This is a genomic window from Pseudomonas sp. 1L-C-7-B-C1 (assembly GCF_057291635.1).
Map to the genome: position 1 here is coordinate 58,136 of NZ_JBXAWH010000017.1, position 14,750 is coordinate 72,885.

Sequence of the window (14,750 nt, forward strand, 5' to 3'; positions counted from 1 at the left end):
TCAGCGCTGACAGATAGCCAGGGCCATTGCATTGTTCGCTGCAGCAGAACAATGAATGCGCTTCTGCGGCGTTTATCAGCGCGGTCTGCCATGTGAAGCTGCACTCACTCTCAATGAAGCGGAGACTCACCATGACGCAATCCACCCCACGCATCACCCGCCCTGTCGCCATCGTCACCGGCGCCTCCCGTGGTATCGGCGCTGAAATCGCCCGGCGCTTGAGCCACGACGGTTTCGCGGTGGTCGTGAACTACGCCAGCAGCGCGGCAGAGGCCGACGCCCTGGTTGCGCAGCTCAATGCCGATGGCGGTCAGGCCATCGCGATCAAAGCCGACGTTGCCAAGACTAACGAAGTCCGCGCGTTGTTCGAGCAAACCGAGACGCACTTGGGCAAGGTGGATGTGTTGGTTAATAACGCCGGCGTTATGAAGGCGTTGCCGCTGGCCGAGACCAGCGATGAGCAGTTCGATCAGGCGTTCAACATCAACACCCGAGGCACCTTCAACACCTTGCGCGAGGCCGGCGCGCGGATGAACGATGGCGGCCGCATCATTAACTTCTCCACCACTGCACTGGCGCTGAACCTGCCGGGTTACGCGATCTATAACGCGACCAAAGCAGCCGTCGAGGCCTTCACCCATGTGTTTGCCAAAGAGCTGCGCGGGCGGAATATCACCGTGAACGCAGTCGCGCCGGGTCCGGTAGCCACCGAACTGTTCCTGCACGGCAAGAGCGAGGAGCAAATTCAGCACTTCGCCAGCATGCCGCCGTTGCAACGCCTGGGGCAGCCGGAAGATATCGCCAGCGTCGTGTCGTTTCTTGCCGGCCCGGATTCAGGCTGGGTGAATGGGCAGGTGCTGCGGGCCAATGGTGGCTTGGCGTAAATAACCAAACTGCAGAAACGCGCGTGCCCGCGAAGATTTCGTGTCAGTCCCGGTTAGGGGACCGACACGACGCCATCGCGGGCACGTGTTTGCCTGCAAAGAAGCAGCCTCAACGCACCAGGTGCAGGAACTGCATATGGCGCTCGTACTGGTCGAGGATGTCGTTGATGACCTGTTCCTTGGTATAGCCCACCAGGTCGTAGTCCTGACTGCCCTCGCTCAGGTGAACTTCAGCGCGGTAATACCGGCGGTTGTTGAGCTGTTTTGAGCCCATGCCGCCGCGTGCGAAGGACGGCGTGAAATAGCCACGCATGGTCACTTGGTACACGAACGGACGCTCCTCACCGTGGCCGATTTCCAGGCCCACTGTGTCATTGGCCGGATCCGGCTGAGTCACCACGGTCAGTCCTTTCTCGACAAACACTGCCGTCACTTCTTCAATCGCCGGGCGCACGGTCTGGTCGAGAAAGCGGTAAACCTCATCACGGGACGGGAACGCCACGGCCTGGGTCAGACGCTGACGCCAGCCGCCACGCCGGGATCCGGAGACCGGTGCCAGTGAGTACAGCTGAGCGATCTGGCGCTGAGACTCCATGTAGAACGCTTTGTGCAGCCCCCACATCATCAGCAGCAGAATCAGCGAGAACGGCAGTGAGGTCAGCACCACCGCAGACTTCAGCGCATCGATGCTGCCCGAGAACAGCAAGCCGCTGGTGATCAAAGCAGTCATCACGCCCCAGAACACACGCAGCCATTTCGGGCCGTCTTCGTCCGGGCTGCCGCCTTTGGCAGACAGCGTCGAAAGCACCACGGTGCCGGAGTCGGCCGAGGTTACGAAGAACACGAAGCTGATGAACACCGTCACGGCAATGACCGTCCGGCTCCATGGGTACGTCTGCAGCATGAGATACAGCGTCATCGAAGGATCTTCGATGGCCGACTGGCCCAACGCAACCATGCCGTGGTTCAGCACCAGGTCGATTGCGCTGTTACCGAAAATCGACATCCACGCCAGGGTGAAGCCCAGCGGGATCAGCAGCACGCCGCAGACGAATTCACGAATGGTGCGACCACGGGAGATGCGCGCGATGAACAGACCTACGAAGGGTGACCAGGCAATCCACCACGCCCAATAGAATACGGTCCAGCCGCCCAGCCAGTCACTTGGGCCATCGTACGCATACACATCGAAGCTCTTGACCGGCAACGCGCCGAGATAATCGCCAATGTTCTGCACCAAGGTATTGAGCAGGTGCTGCGTGGGCCCGGCAAACAACACGAACAGCAGCAGCGCACAGGCCAGCAGCATGTTGATGTCGGACATGACCCGCACGCCCTTGTCGACGCCGGCGATGGCGACGAGGATTGCCGCGCCCATCATGAGGGTGATCAAACCGACCTGAATCCACTGGGTGTGCGGCACGTTGAACAGGTAGTCCAGCCCGGAATTCAGGTGCAGTACACCAAAGCCCATGTCGGCGCCGAGGCCGAAGATGGTGGCGATGATGCCGAAGCCGTCGACGGCGTAGCCGATCGGGCCGTTGATGCGCTTGCCGATCAGTGGATACAGCGCTGAACGCAATGCCAGCGGCAAGTTGTGCCGATAGGCGAAGTAGGCCAGCGCCATGCCGACGAAGGCGAACACGCCCCAACCGTGCAGGCCCCAATGCAGAAACAGCAGCTGCATGGCCTGACGTGCCGATTGGGTGGTCCCGCCCTCACCCTGGGGCGGCTGCAGCATATGGGTCAGCGGCTCGGACACGCAGAAGAAGAACAGCGTGATACTGATCCCGGCGGCGAACAGCATGCCCGCCCAGGACAGGTAGCTGAACTCGGGTTCGTCGTGGTCAGCGCCAAGCTTGATCTTGCCGTAGCCGGACAGCGCAGTGACCACAACGAACAGCAGGTACAAGGTCATGGCCAGCATGTAGTACCAGCCAACGGTGTTGGCGGCCCAGTTCTGTGCGGCGAGCAACCAGGCGCCCGAGGCTTCCGGGAAGCCGATCACGACCAGTCCGAAGATCAGGATAAAGCTGGCGGCGAAGTAGAAAACGGGGCCGTTCATGCGAACAGCCGAGCCGTTTGGAGCGCTTGAATTATTCATATGAATACCGCCGCGCGGGCGAGGGGATCGATCATGGAACGTGAATGCGGCAAAGGTAGGCCTCCTGAGATCAGCGGGCAGCGAACCACCGGTTTAACTTGATTGAACGTTCAATTAAAGCACGAAAAGACAGCCAGAGACTAATGCACAGTGGCGTGACGCTCACTCAGGCGAGGGTAGGACGGACGCCGAAAGCCTTTCGTTCCGTGGGTTCGGGAGGGTTTTCAAAGAACTGAATAAATTGCGGAGTGACACGCCGCCTTCCCGGCTAAAGCCGGTCCCACACGATGTACGCGATCGATCAGTGGGACCGGCTTCAGCCGGGAAGAGGCCAGCGTGCGCACCCGAAGATCTGCGACATGACGACTGACGACTTCCCGGCTAAAGCCGGTCCTACACTATGTACGCGGTCGATTAGTGGGACCGGCTTCAGCCGGGAAGAGGACAGTGCGCGCACCCTGAAATTTGCGATATGACGGGCTACTTCGGACAACCATCCTCGTGCTGCAGGCTCGCCTGATTGACGTTGCTGCCCGCCGGGACGCCGCGCGTCAGCCACACATTGCCGCCGATGGTCGAGCCCTTGCCGATGGTGATGCGCCCCAGAATCGTGGCGCCGGCATAGATCACCACGTCGTCTTCGACGATCGGATGACGCGCATGCCCTTTGAGCAATTGCCCGTCTTCATCAGACGGGAAACGTTTGGCACCCAGCGTAACGGCTTGGTAGATGCGCACGCGCTCGCCGATGATGGCGGTCTCGCCGATGACCACGCCGGTCCCGTGGTCAATAAAAAAGCTCGGGCCGATCTGCGCACCGGGATGGATATCGATGCCGGTGGCGGAATGGGCAAGTTCGGCGCTGATGCGCGCCAGCAGGGGCAAACCGTTGTGGTACAGGTGGTGGGCCAGACGGTGGTGAATCACCGCCAGAATGCCCGGGTAGCACAGCAACACTTCATCGACACTGCGCGCGGCGGGGTCACCGTGGTACGCCGCCAGCACGTCGGTGTCGAGGATGCGGCGAATGGTCGGCAGCGCGCTGGCGAAATCCTGAATCAGCCGCTCCGCATGCACATCCGCGCAGCTGGCATCCTGGCCTTTCTGCCGGGCGGCGTAGCGCAATTCGAGCCGCGTCTGGTCGAGCAGCGAGTTCAACGCCACGTCGAGGGTGTAGCCGACGTAGAAATCCTCACTCTCTTCGCGCAGGTCCACCGGCCCCAGCCGCATCGGAAACAGCGCGCCGCACAACGCATCGAGAATGTCGCGCATGGCCTCTCGGGAAGGCAGTTCGCGGCCGCCCTTCTCGCCGCTGATTCGGCCGTTGCTGGTACGCCAGTCATCACGCGCGGCGCGCAATTCGCCCACAATCCGCTGCAATTGCCAGTGGCCGGTCACGCCCTCGGCGCAGGACTCCGGGGACAGGTCGGGAATAGTGCTCACGCAGATTTCTCCTCAATTCAACGGCGAGTCAGGCTGTAACGGCCGAAGTGGAATCACTCTACGACATCCCTTCGCGGCAAAAAAATAACAATTTTCGTGGGGCTTCTGCGCAGAGGATGAAGGACGCTGGGCGGTTGCCCTGTAGGAACCGTCTGCCTATAGTCCTGCGACCCAATTGCAGACCTGTCGACGCCACCATGATCAAACAACAGCTCGCCCGTTTTAATCGTCTGGAATTGCTCGGCGGTCCCACGCCCTTCGAAAAGCTGGAACGCCTTTCGACCTGGGTCGGCCGCGACGTCTACGTGAAGCGCGACGACATTACGCCGCTGGCTATGGGCGGCAACAAGCTGCGCAAGCTCGAATACCTCGCGGCCGATGCCCTGGCTCAAGGGTGCGACACGCTAATCACCGCGGGCGCCATTCAGTCCAATCATGTGCGCCAGACGGCCGCCCTCGCCGCCCGCCTCGGCCTGGGCTGTGTGGCGCTGCTGGAAAACCCGATTGCAACCGACGACAGCAATTACCTGGGCAACGGCAATCGCCTGTTGCTGGATTTGTTTGATACCAAGGTCGAGCTGGTCGAGAACCTCGACAACTCCGATGAGCAACTGCAAGCCCTGGCGAGCCGACTGCGCCTCAGCGGCAAAAAGCCCTACCTGGTGCCGATCGGCGGCTCGAATGCCCTCGGCGCATTGGGTTATGTGCGCGCAGGTTTTGAACTGGCCGAGCAGATCAAGCAAAGCGGCCTCTCATTCGCAGCCGTCGTGCTCGCGTCTGGCAGTGCCGGCACCCACAGCGGCCTGGCATTGGCCCTTGCCGAGGAGTTGCCCGAGTTATCGGTGATTGGGGTGACCGTGTCGCGCCCGGAAGAAACCCAGGCGCCCAAAGTTCAGCGCTTGGCCGAGCAAACGGTAGAGCTGCTGGGCGAATCACTGCCCGCCGCATTCAAGGTGCAGCTGTGGGACGAATACTTTGGCCCACGGTATGGCGAGCCGAATGCCGGCACGCTTGCGGCGATTCGGCTGGTGGCCAGTCATGAAGGGCTGCTGCTGGACCCGGTGTACACCGGCAAAGCCATGGCCGGACTGCTCGACGGCGTTGGCCGGCAGCGTTTCGAAGACGGGCCTATCGTCTTTCTCCATACCGGCGGCGCGCCTGCCTTGTTTGCGTATCAAGACGTCTTCTCGGCGAGATAGGGCCTTGGTCGCGCTCCTGTTCACAGGGCGGTCCGGGCCATTTATTCGAAAAACTGATAAGCGGTCCGCTTTTTATTATTTTTCATCGCTGGATTCGAGTCTTATGATCGCCGCCAGCCGGCGCGCAGAGCCCCGCAGGCGACTGAAAAAGCTGGATAAACGCGTGATGCCAACGTAGCTTCGTCGGGTCTGATACTTGCCTGACATTCCAATTAAACCAGGGGACTTTCATGAACATGTCTGCAATCCGCCGCACCTTTCTGTTGTCGGCCTTCAGCCTGATGCTGGGCACGGGTCTGGTCAGCCAGGCTATGGCTGGCGATCAACTGGCAACCATCAAAAAGAACGGAACCCTCAACGTCGGCCTGGAAGGCACGTACCCACCGTTCAGCTTCGTGGGTGAGGACGGCAAACTGACCGGCTTTGAAGTGGAGTTCTCTGAAGCACTGGCCAAGGAACTGGGCGTCAAGGTCAAGCTGCAAGCCACGCCGTGGGCTGGCATTCTGGCTGCGCTGGAATCCAAGCGTCTGGATGTCGTGGTCAATCAGGTGACCATCTCCGACGAGCGCAAGAAGAAGTACGACTTCTCCGAACCCTACACCGTGTCGGGTATTCAGGCGTTGGTGCAGACCAAAGACGTCGGCGTGATCAAAACCGCTGCTGACCTGAAAGGCAAAAAAGTCGGCGTCGGCCTGGGCACCAACTACGAAGAGTGGCTGAAAGCCAACGTGCCTGATGCCATCGTCAAAACCTACGACGATGATCCGACCAAATACCAGGACCTGCGTGTCGGCCGCATCGACGCCATCCTCGTCGACCGCCTCGCTGCACTGGAACTGGTTGCCAAGACCAAGGACAAGCTGGCGGTATCCGGCGAAGCGTTCTCCCGTCAGGAATCCGGTGTCGCACTGCGCAAGGGTGAGCCTGAATTGCTGGACGCGATCAACAAAGCCATCGACAAGCTGCGCGCCGACGGCACCCTCGCCAAGCTGTCGGACAAGTACTTCAAGGCTGACGTGACCAAATGATCCCAGAGAGCCTTCAGCTCGCGCTGGATTCCGCGCCCTTCCTGCTCAAGGGCGCGTATTACACGGTGGGCTTGAGCCTGGGGTCGATGTTTTTCGGATTGGTGCTGGGCTTCGGCCTGGCACTGATGCGTTTGTCAAAGATCTGGGTCATCAGTGCCATTGCCAGGGTTTACGTGTCGTTCTTCCGTGGCACGCCGCTGCTCGTCCAGCTGTTCATGATCTATTACGGCCTGCCGGACCTGGGGATTGAACTGGATGCGATCACCGCAGCGCTGATCGGCCTGTCGCTGAACATGGCCGCGTATGCCTGCGAAATCCTTCGGGCCGCGATTGCGTCGGTGGACCGAGGGCAATGGGAAGCCGCTGCGAGCATCGGCATGACGCGCGCCCAGACCATGCGCCGCGCCATTCTGCCGCAAGCTGCACGCACCGCGTTGCCGCCCTTGGGCAACAGCTTTATTTCACTGGTCAAGGACACGGCGATGGCCGCCACCATTCAGGTGCCGGAAGTGTTCCGTCAGGCGCAGCTGATCTCCTCGCGGACGCTGGAGATTTTCACCATGTACCTCACCGTTGCGGTGATCTATTGGGTGCTGTGCAGCATCCTGGCGCATTTTCAAAATCGCTTGGAAGCGCGGGCCAACCGCCACGATGTGGAGTCCTGAGGCATGATCACGGTTGAAAAACTGACCAAGCAATTCAAGGGCAACGAAGTGCTGAAGGGCATTGACCTGAAGGTCGAGCCTGGCGAAGTGGTGGCAATCATCGGCCCTAGCGGGTCGGGCAAAACCACGCTGCTGCGCTGCCTGAATCTGCTGGAAGTGCCTACGAGCGGCAGCATTATCGTGGGCGACATCAAAGTCGATTTGAGCCGCCCGTTAAGCCAGCAGCAGGGTTTGATCCGGCAACTGCGCCAGCATGTCGGGTTCGTCTTCCAGAACTTCAATCTGTTCCCCCACCGCACCGCGCTGGAAAACGTCATCGAAGGCCCGACCGTGGTCAAGAAGATGCCCCGCGAACAGGCCATTGAGCTTGGCCGCGCGCTGTTGGCGAAGGTTGGCCTCGCGGGCAAAGAGGACGCGTATCCACGTCGACTGTCCGGCGGTCAACAGCAGCGTGTGGCGATTGCCCGGGCGCTGGCCATGGAGCCCGAGGTCATTCTTTTTGACGAACCAACCTCGGCGCTTGATCCTGAGCTGGTGGGCGAGGTGCTCAACACGATTCACGCTCTTGCGCTGGAGAAACGCACAATGGTCATCGTGACCCACGAGATGAGCTTCGCGCGGGACGTCGCCAACCGGGTGATCTTCATCGACAAGGGCATCATCGTCGAGCAGGGCGAAGCGAAAGCGCTGTTCGCCAATCCCAAAGAAGAACGCACAAGGCAGTTTCTTGAGCGCAGCAGGAATTAGTCTGACACGTTATGTGTTTAAAACGGCGCCAACAGGCGCCGTTTTCTTTGTCGTTCATATTTAGAAAAGCGTTGACCCACTAAAAGTCCTACTATTTCAACGCCGGCTAGCCGTCATCAATCTATCTATTTTTTCAATACGAACAGCCCTCACTCTCTCCACTTCCCCGCAACGTTGATTGACCATTTCTTCACCCACAAATAACTGCCGCTGACACTTCTCATCAGCTTGCTGGCTGTGGAGTACCGCGTGCCCGGCGGCTCAGGTAGGACCACAGTCACACTTCCCTCCCCATAAGCAACGCACAAGTGTAGGAAACTTCCGCATTTGCGTTACACACACTTTAAAAACTTAATTACGGTTGACACAAACATCGCAACACAATTAGCTGAAATCGCTCTCGGTGTATTTTCTTTCCAAAACGGCAACCCTCTAATTACCACCGTTTGTAATGTTTGCCATGTCTGCGCATCCCGGCGTGTACTAGTGCCAGTCGTTTTCACGCTGCAGTTGCGATGAATTAACCACCTGACTTGCCTTAACCCAGGCACACATTCGAAGAGTATTAAAGATGATCCATACCCCAGTAATGACTCAGTCTTTCAAGCTGATGGCCCCGTATCTTCCGCAGTCGAACAAGCACGGGATTGGCGCCCTTGCGGCGGCCGATCTGCAGGTACACATTGATCCCTGGCCAGAGATGGACTGCGGTGACTTGATCGAATTGTTTTGGGGAGGCTGTTATGCCGCATCAAAACTTCTATCAGAGTCTGACATCGGACATACATCCGTCCTACATGTACCCGAAAGTTTTCTTCGAAGTGGAAAAGTTAAAACCTACTATCGCGTTACAAAGATAGGCAGCGAACCCATTAAGTCGCCCGGTGCCAAGCTATGGGTCAAACTGGAGACTCCCGGCGGTCAATTGGTTAGCGGCGAGGGTGATGAGAATCAGGGACTGGCACCCGTGACGTTTGCCGAGTCAGTCATGCAAGGCGGTTTGACGGCGCGCCACTTCGATGAGGGCGTGCAACTCACTCTCGACGCTTATCCCAACATGGACGCCTACGATGAAATCACCCTGCGCTGGGGCGACATGCGTCTGGATCTGCCAGCGCTCACTCAAGACGACGTCGGTATGCCTATTGTTGTGGACGTACCGGCGGAGTTGGTGCGCGAGGCGGGCGATGATCCGCATCTGGAGGTGAGCTATTGCGTGATTGACCGTGTCGGAAACAACTCGCGCTGGGCGCCGCCGCGGTTAATCAAGGTGGCGACCGACATGACCGATGAGGCCGAAACTTGATAACGGCCCCCTTCAGGACGCTGTCGCGGCGCAGCATCAACGCGCTGCGACACGTCTGCCGCCCGCCTCCTCTGGCCTCGCGCCTCCAATCACATGCCGCAAACGTGATCGACGCCACAGATCAGTCACTGAGAGGAAACCTCCCACATCATCTGCATCAGCGTCCTACAGGTCCCCTCCTCACTACGCGAAAACAGACTGCTAGCCTGCGGTGAAACCCCTCACGAGGTGTCCACCATGCCCTGCAGACATATCGTCAAGTACATGATTCTGGCCCTGGCTATCGGTTCATGCCTGACCTACACCCAAGCCACGGCGCTGGCGACGGCGACGGCAGCCGACGTATCACCTTCTATGCTTATTCCTAAATGTGAGTTTATTTAATTTTTATACACGCTTAGGGTATATGCACCGGACCACCGGACCATCGTCATTGCTCGCCGCCACCGCGGTATTGATTCGAGGTTCGAATGGTTAAGCACAACGACTCCAGTGCTCGCGCTCGTGAAGGTCACCACCATGACTGATCTGAACGCACTCTCTGTCCAGCACACCCTGGACGTGGCTCCTCCCCTGCTCCCCGCCAACCTACTGCGCAACGATGCCGACGCCATTGCGGCGGCCCATGAACTGGCCGCCGTCGTGCGCACCCATGCCGCCATGCGAGACCGTGAGCGGCAATTACCTTGGTCGGAAATCGAGCTGTTCACCCGCAGTGGTCTGGGCGGCATCTCGGTACCGCGGATCTATGGCGGGCCACAGGTCTCATTCGTGACCCTCGCCGAAGTCTTCGCCATCCTGTCGGCAGCCGACCCTGCCGTGGGCCAGATTCCGCAAAACCACTTCGGTATTCTCAATTCGCTGATCGGTAGCGCCTCAGAGGCTCAGAAACAAACCCTCTTCGCCAGCGTTCTCGGCGGCGCACGCATCGGCAATGGCGGCCCAGAGCGGGGGACCAAAAACACCCTCGATATCCGTACGCGACTGACTGCAGACGGTGACCAGTTTTTGCTCAACGGCCGCAAGTTCTACTCGACCGGCGCGTTGTTCGCCCACTGGGTCGCGGTCAAGGCCATCAATGACGACGGCAAGCAGGTGCTGGTGTTCGTGCCACGCGGGACGCCGGGGCTGTACATCATCGACGACTGGTCCGGCTTCGGTCAGCGCACCACCGCCAGCGGCAGCGTGCTGCTGGAAAACGTGCGCGTGAGTGGCGAGCTGGTTGTTGATAACTGGAAACTGGGCCTGGCGCCGAACATTCAGGGTGCGGTGTCGCAACTGATCCAGGCGGCCATTGATGCAGGCATTGCCCGGGAAGCCATCGACGAAAGCATCCGTTTTGTGCGTGAGCGTTCGCGACCGTGGATCGACGCCAATGTCGAGCGTGCCAGCGACGACCCGTATGTGATCGCCGACATCGGCAAGTTGAAACTCGAACTGCACGCCGCCGAAGCACTGTTGCGCAGGGCTGGCCGTGTGCTGGATGAAATTGCCGCCGAACCCATCGACGAACACTCAGCGGCGCGGGCGTCCATCGTGGTTGCCGAAGCCAAGGTGCTGACGACACAGGTCGCCCTGCTCGCCAGCGAAAAACTGTTCGAGCTGTCGGGCAGTCGCGCGACGCTGGCCGAATTCAATCTTGATCGTCACTGGCGCAACGCGCGGGTTCACACCCTCCACGACCCGGTGCGCTGGAAGGTCCACGCCGTCGGCGCCTGGCACCTGAATGGCGCCTTGCCTGCCCGTCACTCCTGGATATAACCAGAGCACTGGAAGCACACCTATGAGCCTTCAACCCTTGCCGCGTGACACGCAGGCGACCGCCGTGACCGCGATCATTCGTGACGACGCCGAGGCGCTGCGCATCGCGCGCACGTTGGCGGAAAATTTCAGACAACAGAGTGCCATTCGAGATCGTGAACGGCGGCTTCCCCATCAGGAACTGGAGGCGTTTTCGCGCTCGGGCCTGTGGGGCATCAGCGTGCCGAAGGCCTTTGGTGGCGCCGGCGTGTCCAATATCACCCTGGCCGAAGTCATCCGAATCATCTCTGCGGCCGACGCTTCGCTAGGGCAGATCCCGCAAAACCACTTCTACGCGCTGGAAGTCCTGCGGGTCAACGGCAGCCCGGCGCAGCAGGCGCGGCTGTACGCCGAGGTCCTCGCCGGTCAACGCTTCGGTAATGCGCTGGCCGAACTGGGCACCAAAACCGCCCACGACCGCACCACCCGACTGAGTCGCGACGGCAATGGCTGGCGCATCAACGGCCGCAAGTTCTACGCCACCGGCGCCCTTTACGCACAACGCATACCGACCTCGGTCGTGGATGACAGCGGCGTGCAGCAGTTGGCGTTCGTGCCGGCGAATGCAGCAGGGCTGAGCGTGATCGACGACTGGAGCGGCTTCGGCCAGCGCACCACGGGCAGCGGCTCAGTGGTGTTCGATAACGTGTATGTCGAAGCCGATGACGTGGTGCCGTTTCAAACTGCCTTCGAGCGCCCGACCACTGTCGGCCCTTTGGCGCAGATCCTCCATGCCGCCATCGACACCGGCATCGCCCGCGCCGCATTTGAAGACGCGCTGCATTTCGTACGCACCCGCACGCGGCCATGGATCGACTCCGGCATCGAAAAAGCCGTTGATGACCCGCTGACGCTGCACAGCTTTGGCAAACTCGGCATTCGTCTTCACGCCGCCGAAGCCTTGCTCGAACGTTCGGGCGAATGCCTTGATCGGGCCCAGGCCGAGACGACGCCGGAAAGTCTGGCGCAGGCATCGATCGCCGTGGCGGAAGCGCGGGCGATCAGCACCGAGATCTCATTGGAAGCCGGCAGCACCTTGTTCGAACTCGCCGGTTCCCAAGCCACGCTGGCGGAGCACGGCCTTGACCGGCACTGGCGCAACGCGCGGGTCCACACGTTGCACGACCCGGTGCGCTGGAAGTACCACGCCATCGGCAATTACTACCTCAATGACGTCAACCCGCCACGCCGGGGGACGATTTGATGAGCAAGAAAAAGATCCTGCTCAACGCGTTCAACATGAACTGCATCGGCCACATCAATCACGGGTTCTGGACTCACCCCCGGGACACGTCGACCCAGTACAAGACCCTCGACTACTGGACAGATCTGGCGCAGTTGCTGGAGCGCGGGCTGTTCGACGGCTTGTTCATCGCCGACATCGTCGGGGTTTATGACGTCTATCAGAACTCGGTGGACGTCACGCTGAAGGAGTCGATTCAGTTGCCGGTGAATGATCCGCTGCTGCTGGTATCGGCCATGGCCGCGGTCACCAAAAACCTCGGCTTCGGCCTGACCGCCAACCTCACCTACGAGGCGCCGTACCTGTTCGCCCGGCGCATGTCGACCCTGGATCACCTGACGCGCGGACGCGTCGGCTGGAACATCGTCACCGGGTATCTGGACAGCGCCGCGCGCGCGATGGGCCTGACCGAGCAGATCGAACATGACCGCCGCTATGACCAGGCCGATGAATACCTGGAGGTGTTGTACAAGCTGTGGGAAGGCAGTTGGGAGGACGATGCGGTGATCGAGGACCGTCAGGCGCGCATCTACGCGCAGCCGGAAAAGGTCCACTACGTGCGGCACAGCGGCGAGTTCTATCAGGTGGAGGGTTATCACCTGTGCGAGCCGTCGCCACAGCGCACGCCAGTTTTGTTCCAGGCCGGAAGCTCCGAGCGCGGTCTGCAGTTTGCCGGCAGCAACGCCGAGTGCGTGTTCATCAGCGCGCAGAACAAACCCGCAACCCGCGAGCAGGTCGACAAGGTCCGCGCGAGCGCGGTGGCCGCCGGGCGCAACCCGGATGACATCAAGGTGTTCATGGGCCTCAACGTCATCGTCGGCCCCACCGAAGAAGCGGCCCGGGCCAAGCATGCGGAATACCTGACTTACGCCAGCGCCGAGGCCGGGCTCGCCCATTTTGCCGCGTCCACCGGCATCGACTTTGCCGACTACGCGCTCGACGAGCCGATCCAGCACGTGAAGGGCAACGCCATTCAGTCAGCGACGAAGATTCTCAAGAACAACGACTGGACCCGTCAGAAGTTACTCGATCAGCACGCCTTGGGCGGCCGTTACATCACGCTGATCGGCTCGCCCGAGCAGGTGGCCGACGAGCTGGAATCGTGGATTGCGGAAACCGGCCTGGACGGCTTCAACCTGACCCGCATCGTCACTCCGGAGAGCTACGAGGATTTCATCGATCTGGTGATCCCGGAGCTGCAGCGAAGGGGTTCGTACAAGACCGCTTACGAGCACGGCACCTTGCGCGAGAAGCTGTTTGAGGGCGGTGACGCAAGACTGCCGGAACGGCATGCGGGGGCGAGCTATAGAACACAGACCAACCTGTAGGAGCTTGCCCGCGAACGCGCTGTGTCAGTCACTGTATGTGTGCCTGAACCGCCGCCTTCGCGAGCAAGCTCACTCCTACAGTAGAAAGATTTTTATTCACAAATGATGTGACCGGTCCCAATCCATGTGGGAGCGAGCCCGCTCGCGAAGACGGCTTCACAGACACCCAAGCATTCAAACCAGACCACTGACACGGATTACCCCTCAATGATCAAAACCCTCCTCACCCTCGCGCTGTCCTTAGGCCTGTTTGCCGGCGTCACCCACGCTGCCGATCAACCGCTCAAAGTCGGCACCACCGCCGCGTTTGCCATACCGCTGGAAGCGGCCGTCGCCGAAGCCGAGAAACAGGGCCTGAAGGTGGAGCTGGTGGAATTCACTGACTGGATCGCGCCCAACGTCAGCCTCAACGCCGGCGACATCGACGTGAATTACTTCCAGCACATCCCATTTCTGGAGAATGCCAAAGCCGCGTCGGGTTTCGATCTCGTGCCCTACGCGCCGGGCATCATCAACAACGTCGGGCTGTATTCGAAGAAGTACAAAAGCTTCGATGAGCTGCCAACCGGTGCCACCGTCGCAATCGCCAATGACCCGATCAACAGTGGCCGCGGCCTGCAACTGTTGGCCAAGGCTGGCTTGATCACCCTCAAGCCGGGCGTTGGCTACAAGGCCACCGAAGACGACATCACCGCCAACCCGAAGAAGATCAAGCTGATTCAGGTCGAAGCCGTGCAACTGGTGCGCGCCTATGACGATGCCGATCTGGTACAGGGCTACCCGGCCTACATTCGTTTGTCGAAGACCTTCGACGCCGGCTCGGCGATCCTGTTCGACGGCCTCGACCACCCGGAATACGTCATTCAGTTCATCATCAAACCGGACCACAAGAATGACCCGCGTCTGGCCAGGTTCATCGACATCTACCAACACTCGCCGGTCGTGCGCGCCTCCCTGGATAAGGTCAATGGCTCGCTGTATCAGGTTGGCTGGAAGAACTGAT

The 14,750-nt window shown here is 60.2% G+C and carries 12 protein-coding genes; 10 read left to right on the forward strand and 2 right to left on the reverse strand.

Annotation, left to right across the window (positions count from 1 at the left end; all coding sequences use genetic code 11):
* The first annotated feature begins 131 nt into the window (after positions 1 to 131).
* Positions 132 to 884: an SDR family oxidoreductase gene (locus tag AC0Z8Z_RS23330; RefSeq protein WP_485620679.1), complete on the forward strand. Its 753-nt coding sequence runs from the start codon at positions 132 to 134 to the stop codon at positions 882 to 884.
* 109 nt (positions 885 to 993) lie between these two features.
* Here AC0Z8Z_RS23330 and betT read toward each other — a convergent pair whose 3' ends face one another.
* The gene (betT, locus tag AC0Z8Z_RS23335) at positions 994 to 2,949 is read right to left on the reverse strand and encodes a choline transporter BetT (protein WP_485620680.1); all 1,956 of its coding nucleotides are present in this window, start codon (positions 2,947 to 2,949) and stop codon (positions 994 to 996) included.
* A 519-nt stretch (positions 2,950 to 3,468) separates the two neighbouring features.
* On the reverse strand, positions 3,469 to 4,413 hold the full coding sequence (gene epsC / locus AC0Z8Z_RS23340; RefSeq protein WP_485620727.1) for a serine O-acetyltransferase EpsC: 945 nt from the start codon (positions 4,411 to 4,413) through the stop codon (positions 3,469 to 3,471).
* A gap of 215 nt (positions 4,414 to 4,628) precedes the next feature.
* Here epsC and AC0Z8Z_RS23345 point away from each other — a divergent pair, with 215 nt between their 5' ends.
* The 9 genes from AC0Z8Z_RS23345 to AC0Z8Z_RS23385 all read left to right on the forward strand — a co-directional run bounded on the left by AC0Z8Z_RS23345 (position 4,629) and on the right by AC0Z8Z_RS23385 (position 14,749).
* Entirely contained in the window at positions 4,629 to 5,630 is a 1,002-nt protein-coding gene (locus tag AC0Z8Z_RS23345) for a D-cysteine desulfhydrase (RefSeq protein WP_485620681.1), read from the forward strand.
* A 230-nt stretch (positions 5,631 to 5,860) separates the two neighbouring features.
* Positions 5,861 to 6,658 (forward strand): cystine ABC transporter substrate-binding protein, encoded by a 798-nt coding sequence (gene tcyJ / locus AC0Z8Z_RS23350; RefSeq protein WP_485620682.1) that lies wholly within the window; start codon positions 5,861 to 5,863, stop codon positions 6,656 to 6,658.
* Complete coding sequence (gene tcyL / locus AC0Z8Z_RS23355) at positions 6,655 to 7,323, forward strand: cystine ABC transporter permease (RefSeq protein WP_485620683.1); 669 nt, start codon at positions 6,655 to 6,657, stop codon at positions 7,321 to 7,323. Before tcyJ ends, tcyL begins: the two co-directional genes overlap by 4 nt.
* Positions 7,324 to 7,326: 3 nt before the next feature.
* Positions 7,327 to 8,070, forward strand: coding sequence for an L-cystine ABC transporter ATP-binding protein TcyN (tcyN, locus tag AC0Z8Z_RS23360; protein WP_485620684.1), 744 nt, complete (start codon positions 7,327 to 7,329; stop codon positions 8,068 to 8,070).
* 571 nt (positions 8,071 to 8,641) lie between these two features.
* Positions 8,642 to 9,376, forward strand: coding sequence for a hypothetical protein (locus tag AC0Z8Z_RS23365; protein ID WP_205486008.1), 735 nt, complete (start codon positions 8,642 to 8,644; stop codon positions 9,374 to 9,376).
* Between the two features lie 519 nt (positions 9,377 to 9,895).
* Complete coding sequence (locus tag AC0Z8Z_RS23370; protein WP_485620685.1) at positions 9,896 to 11,137, forward strand: SfnB family sulfur acquisition oxidoreductase; 1,242 nt, start codon at positions 9,896 to 9,898, stop codon at positions 11,135 to 11,137.
* A gap of 37 nt (positions 11,138 to 11,174) precedes the next feature.
* On the forward strand, positions 11,175 to 12,380 hold the full coding sequence (locus tag AC0Z8Z_RS23375) for an SfnB family sulfur acquisition oxidoreductase (RefSeq protein ID WP_485620728.1): 1,206 nt from the start codon (positions 11,175 to 11,177) through the stop codon (positions 12,378 to 12,380).
* The gene (locus tag AC0Z8Z_RS23380; RefSeq protein WP_485620686.1) at positions 12,380 to 13,747 is read left to right on the forward strand and encodes an LLM class flavin-dependent oxidoreductase; all 1,368 of its coding nucleotides are present in this window, start codon (positions 12,380 to 12,382) and stop codon (positions 13,745 to 13,747) included. Before AC0Z8Z_RS23375 ends, AC0Z8Z_RS23380 begins: the two co-directional genes overlap by 1 nt.
* A 207-nt stretch (positions 13,748 to 13,954) precedes the next feature.
* Entirely contained in the window at positions 13,955 to 14,749 is a 795-nt protein-coding gene (locus tag AC0Z8Z_RS23385; protein ID WP_485620687.1) for a MetQ/NlpA family ABC transporter substrate-binding protein, read from the forward strand.
* Position 14,750: the final 1 nt, after the last annotated feature.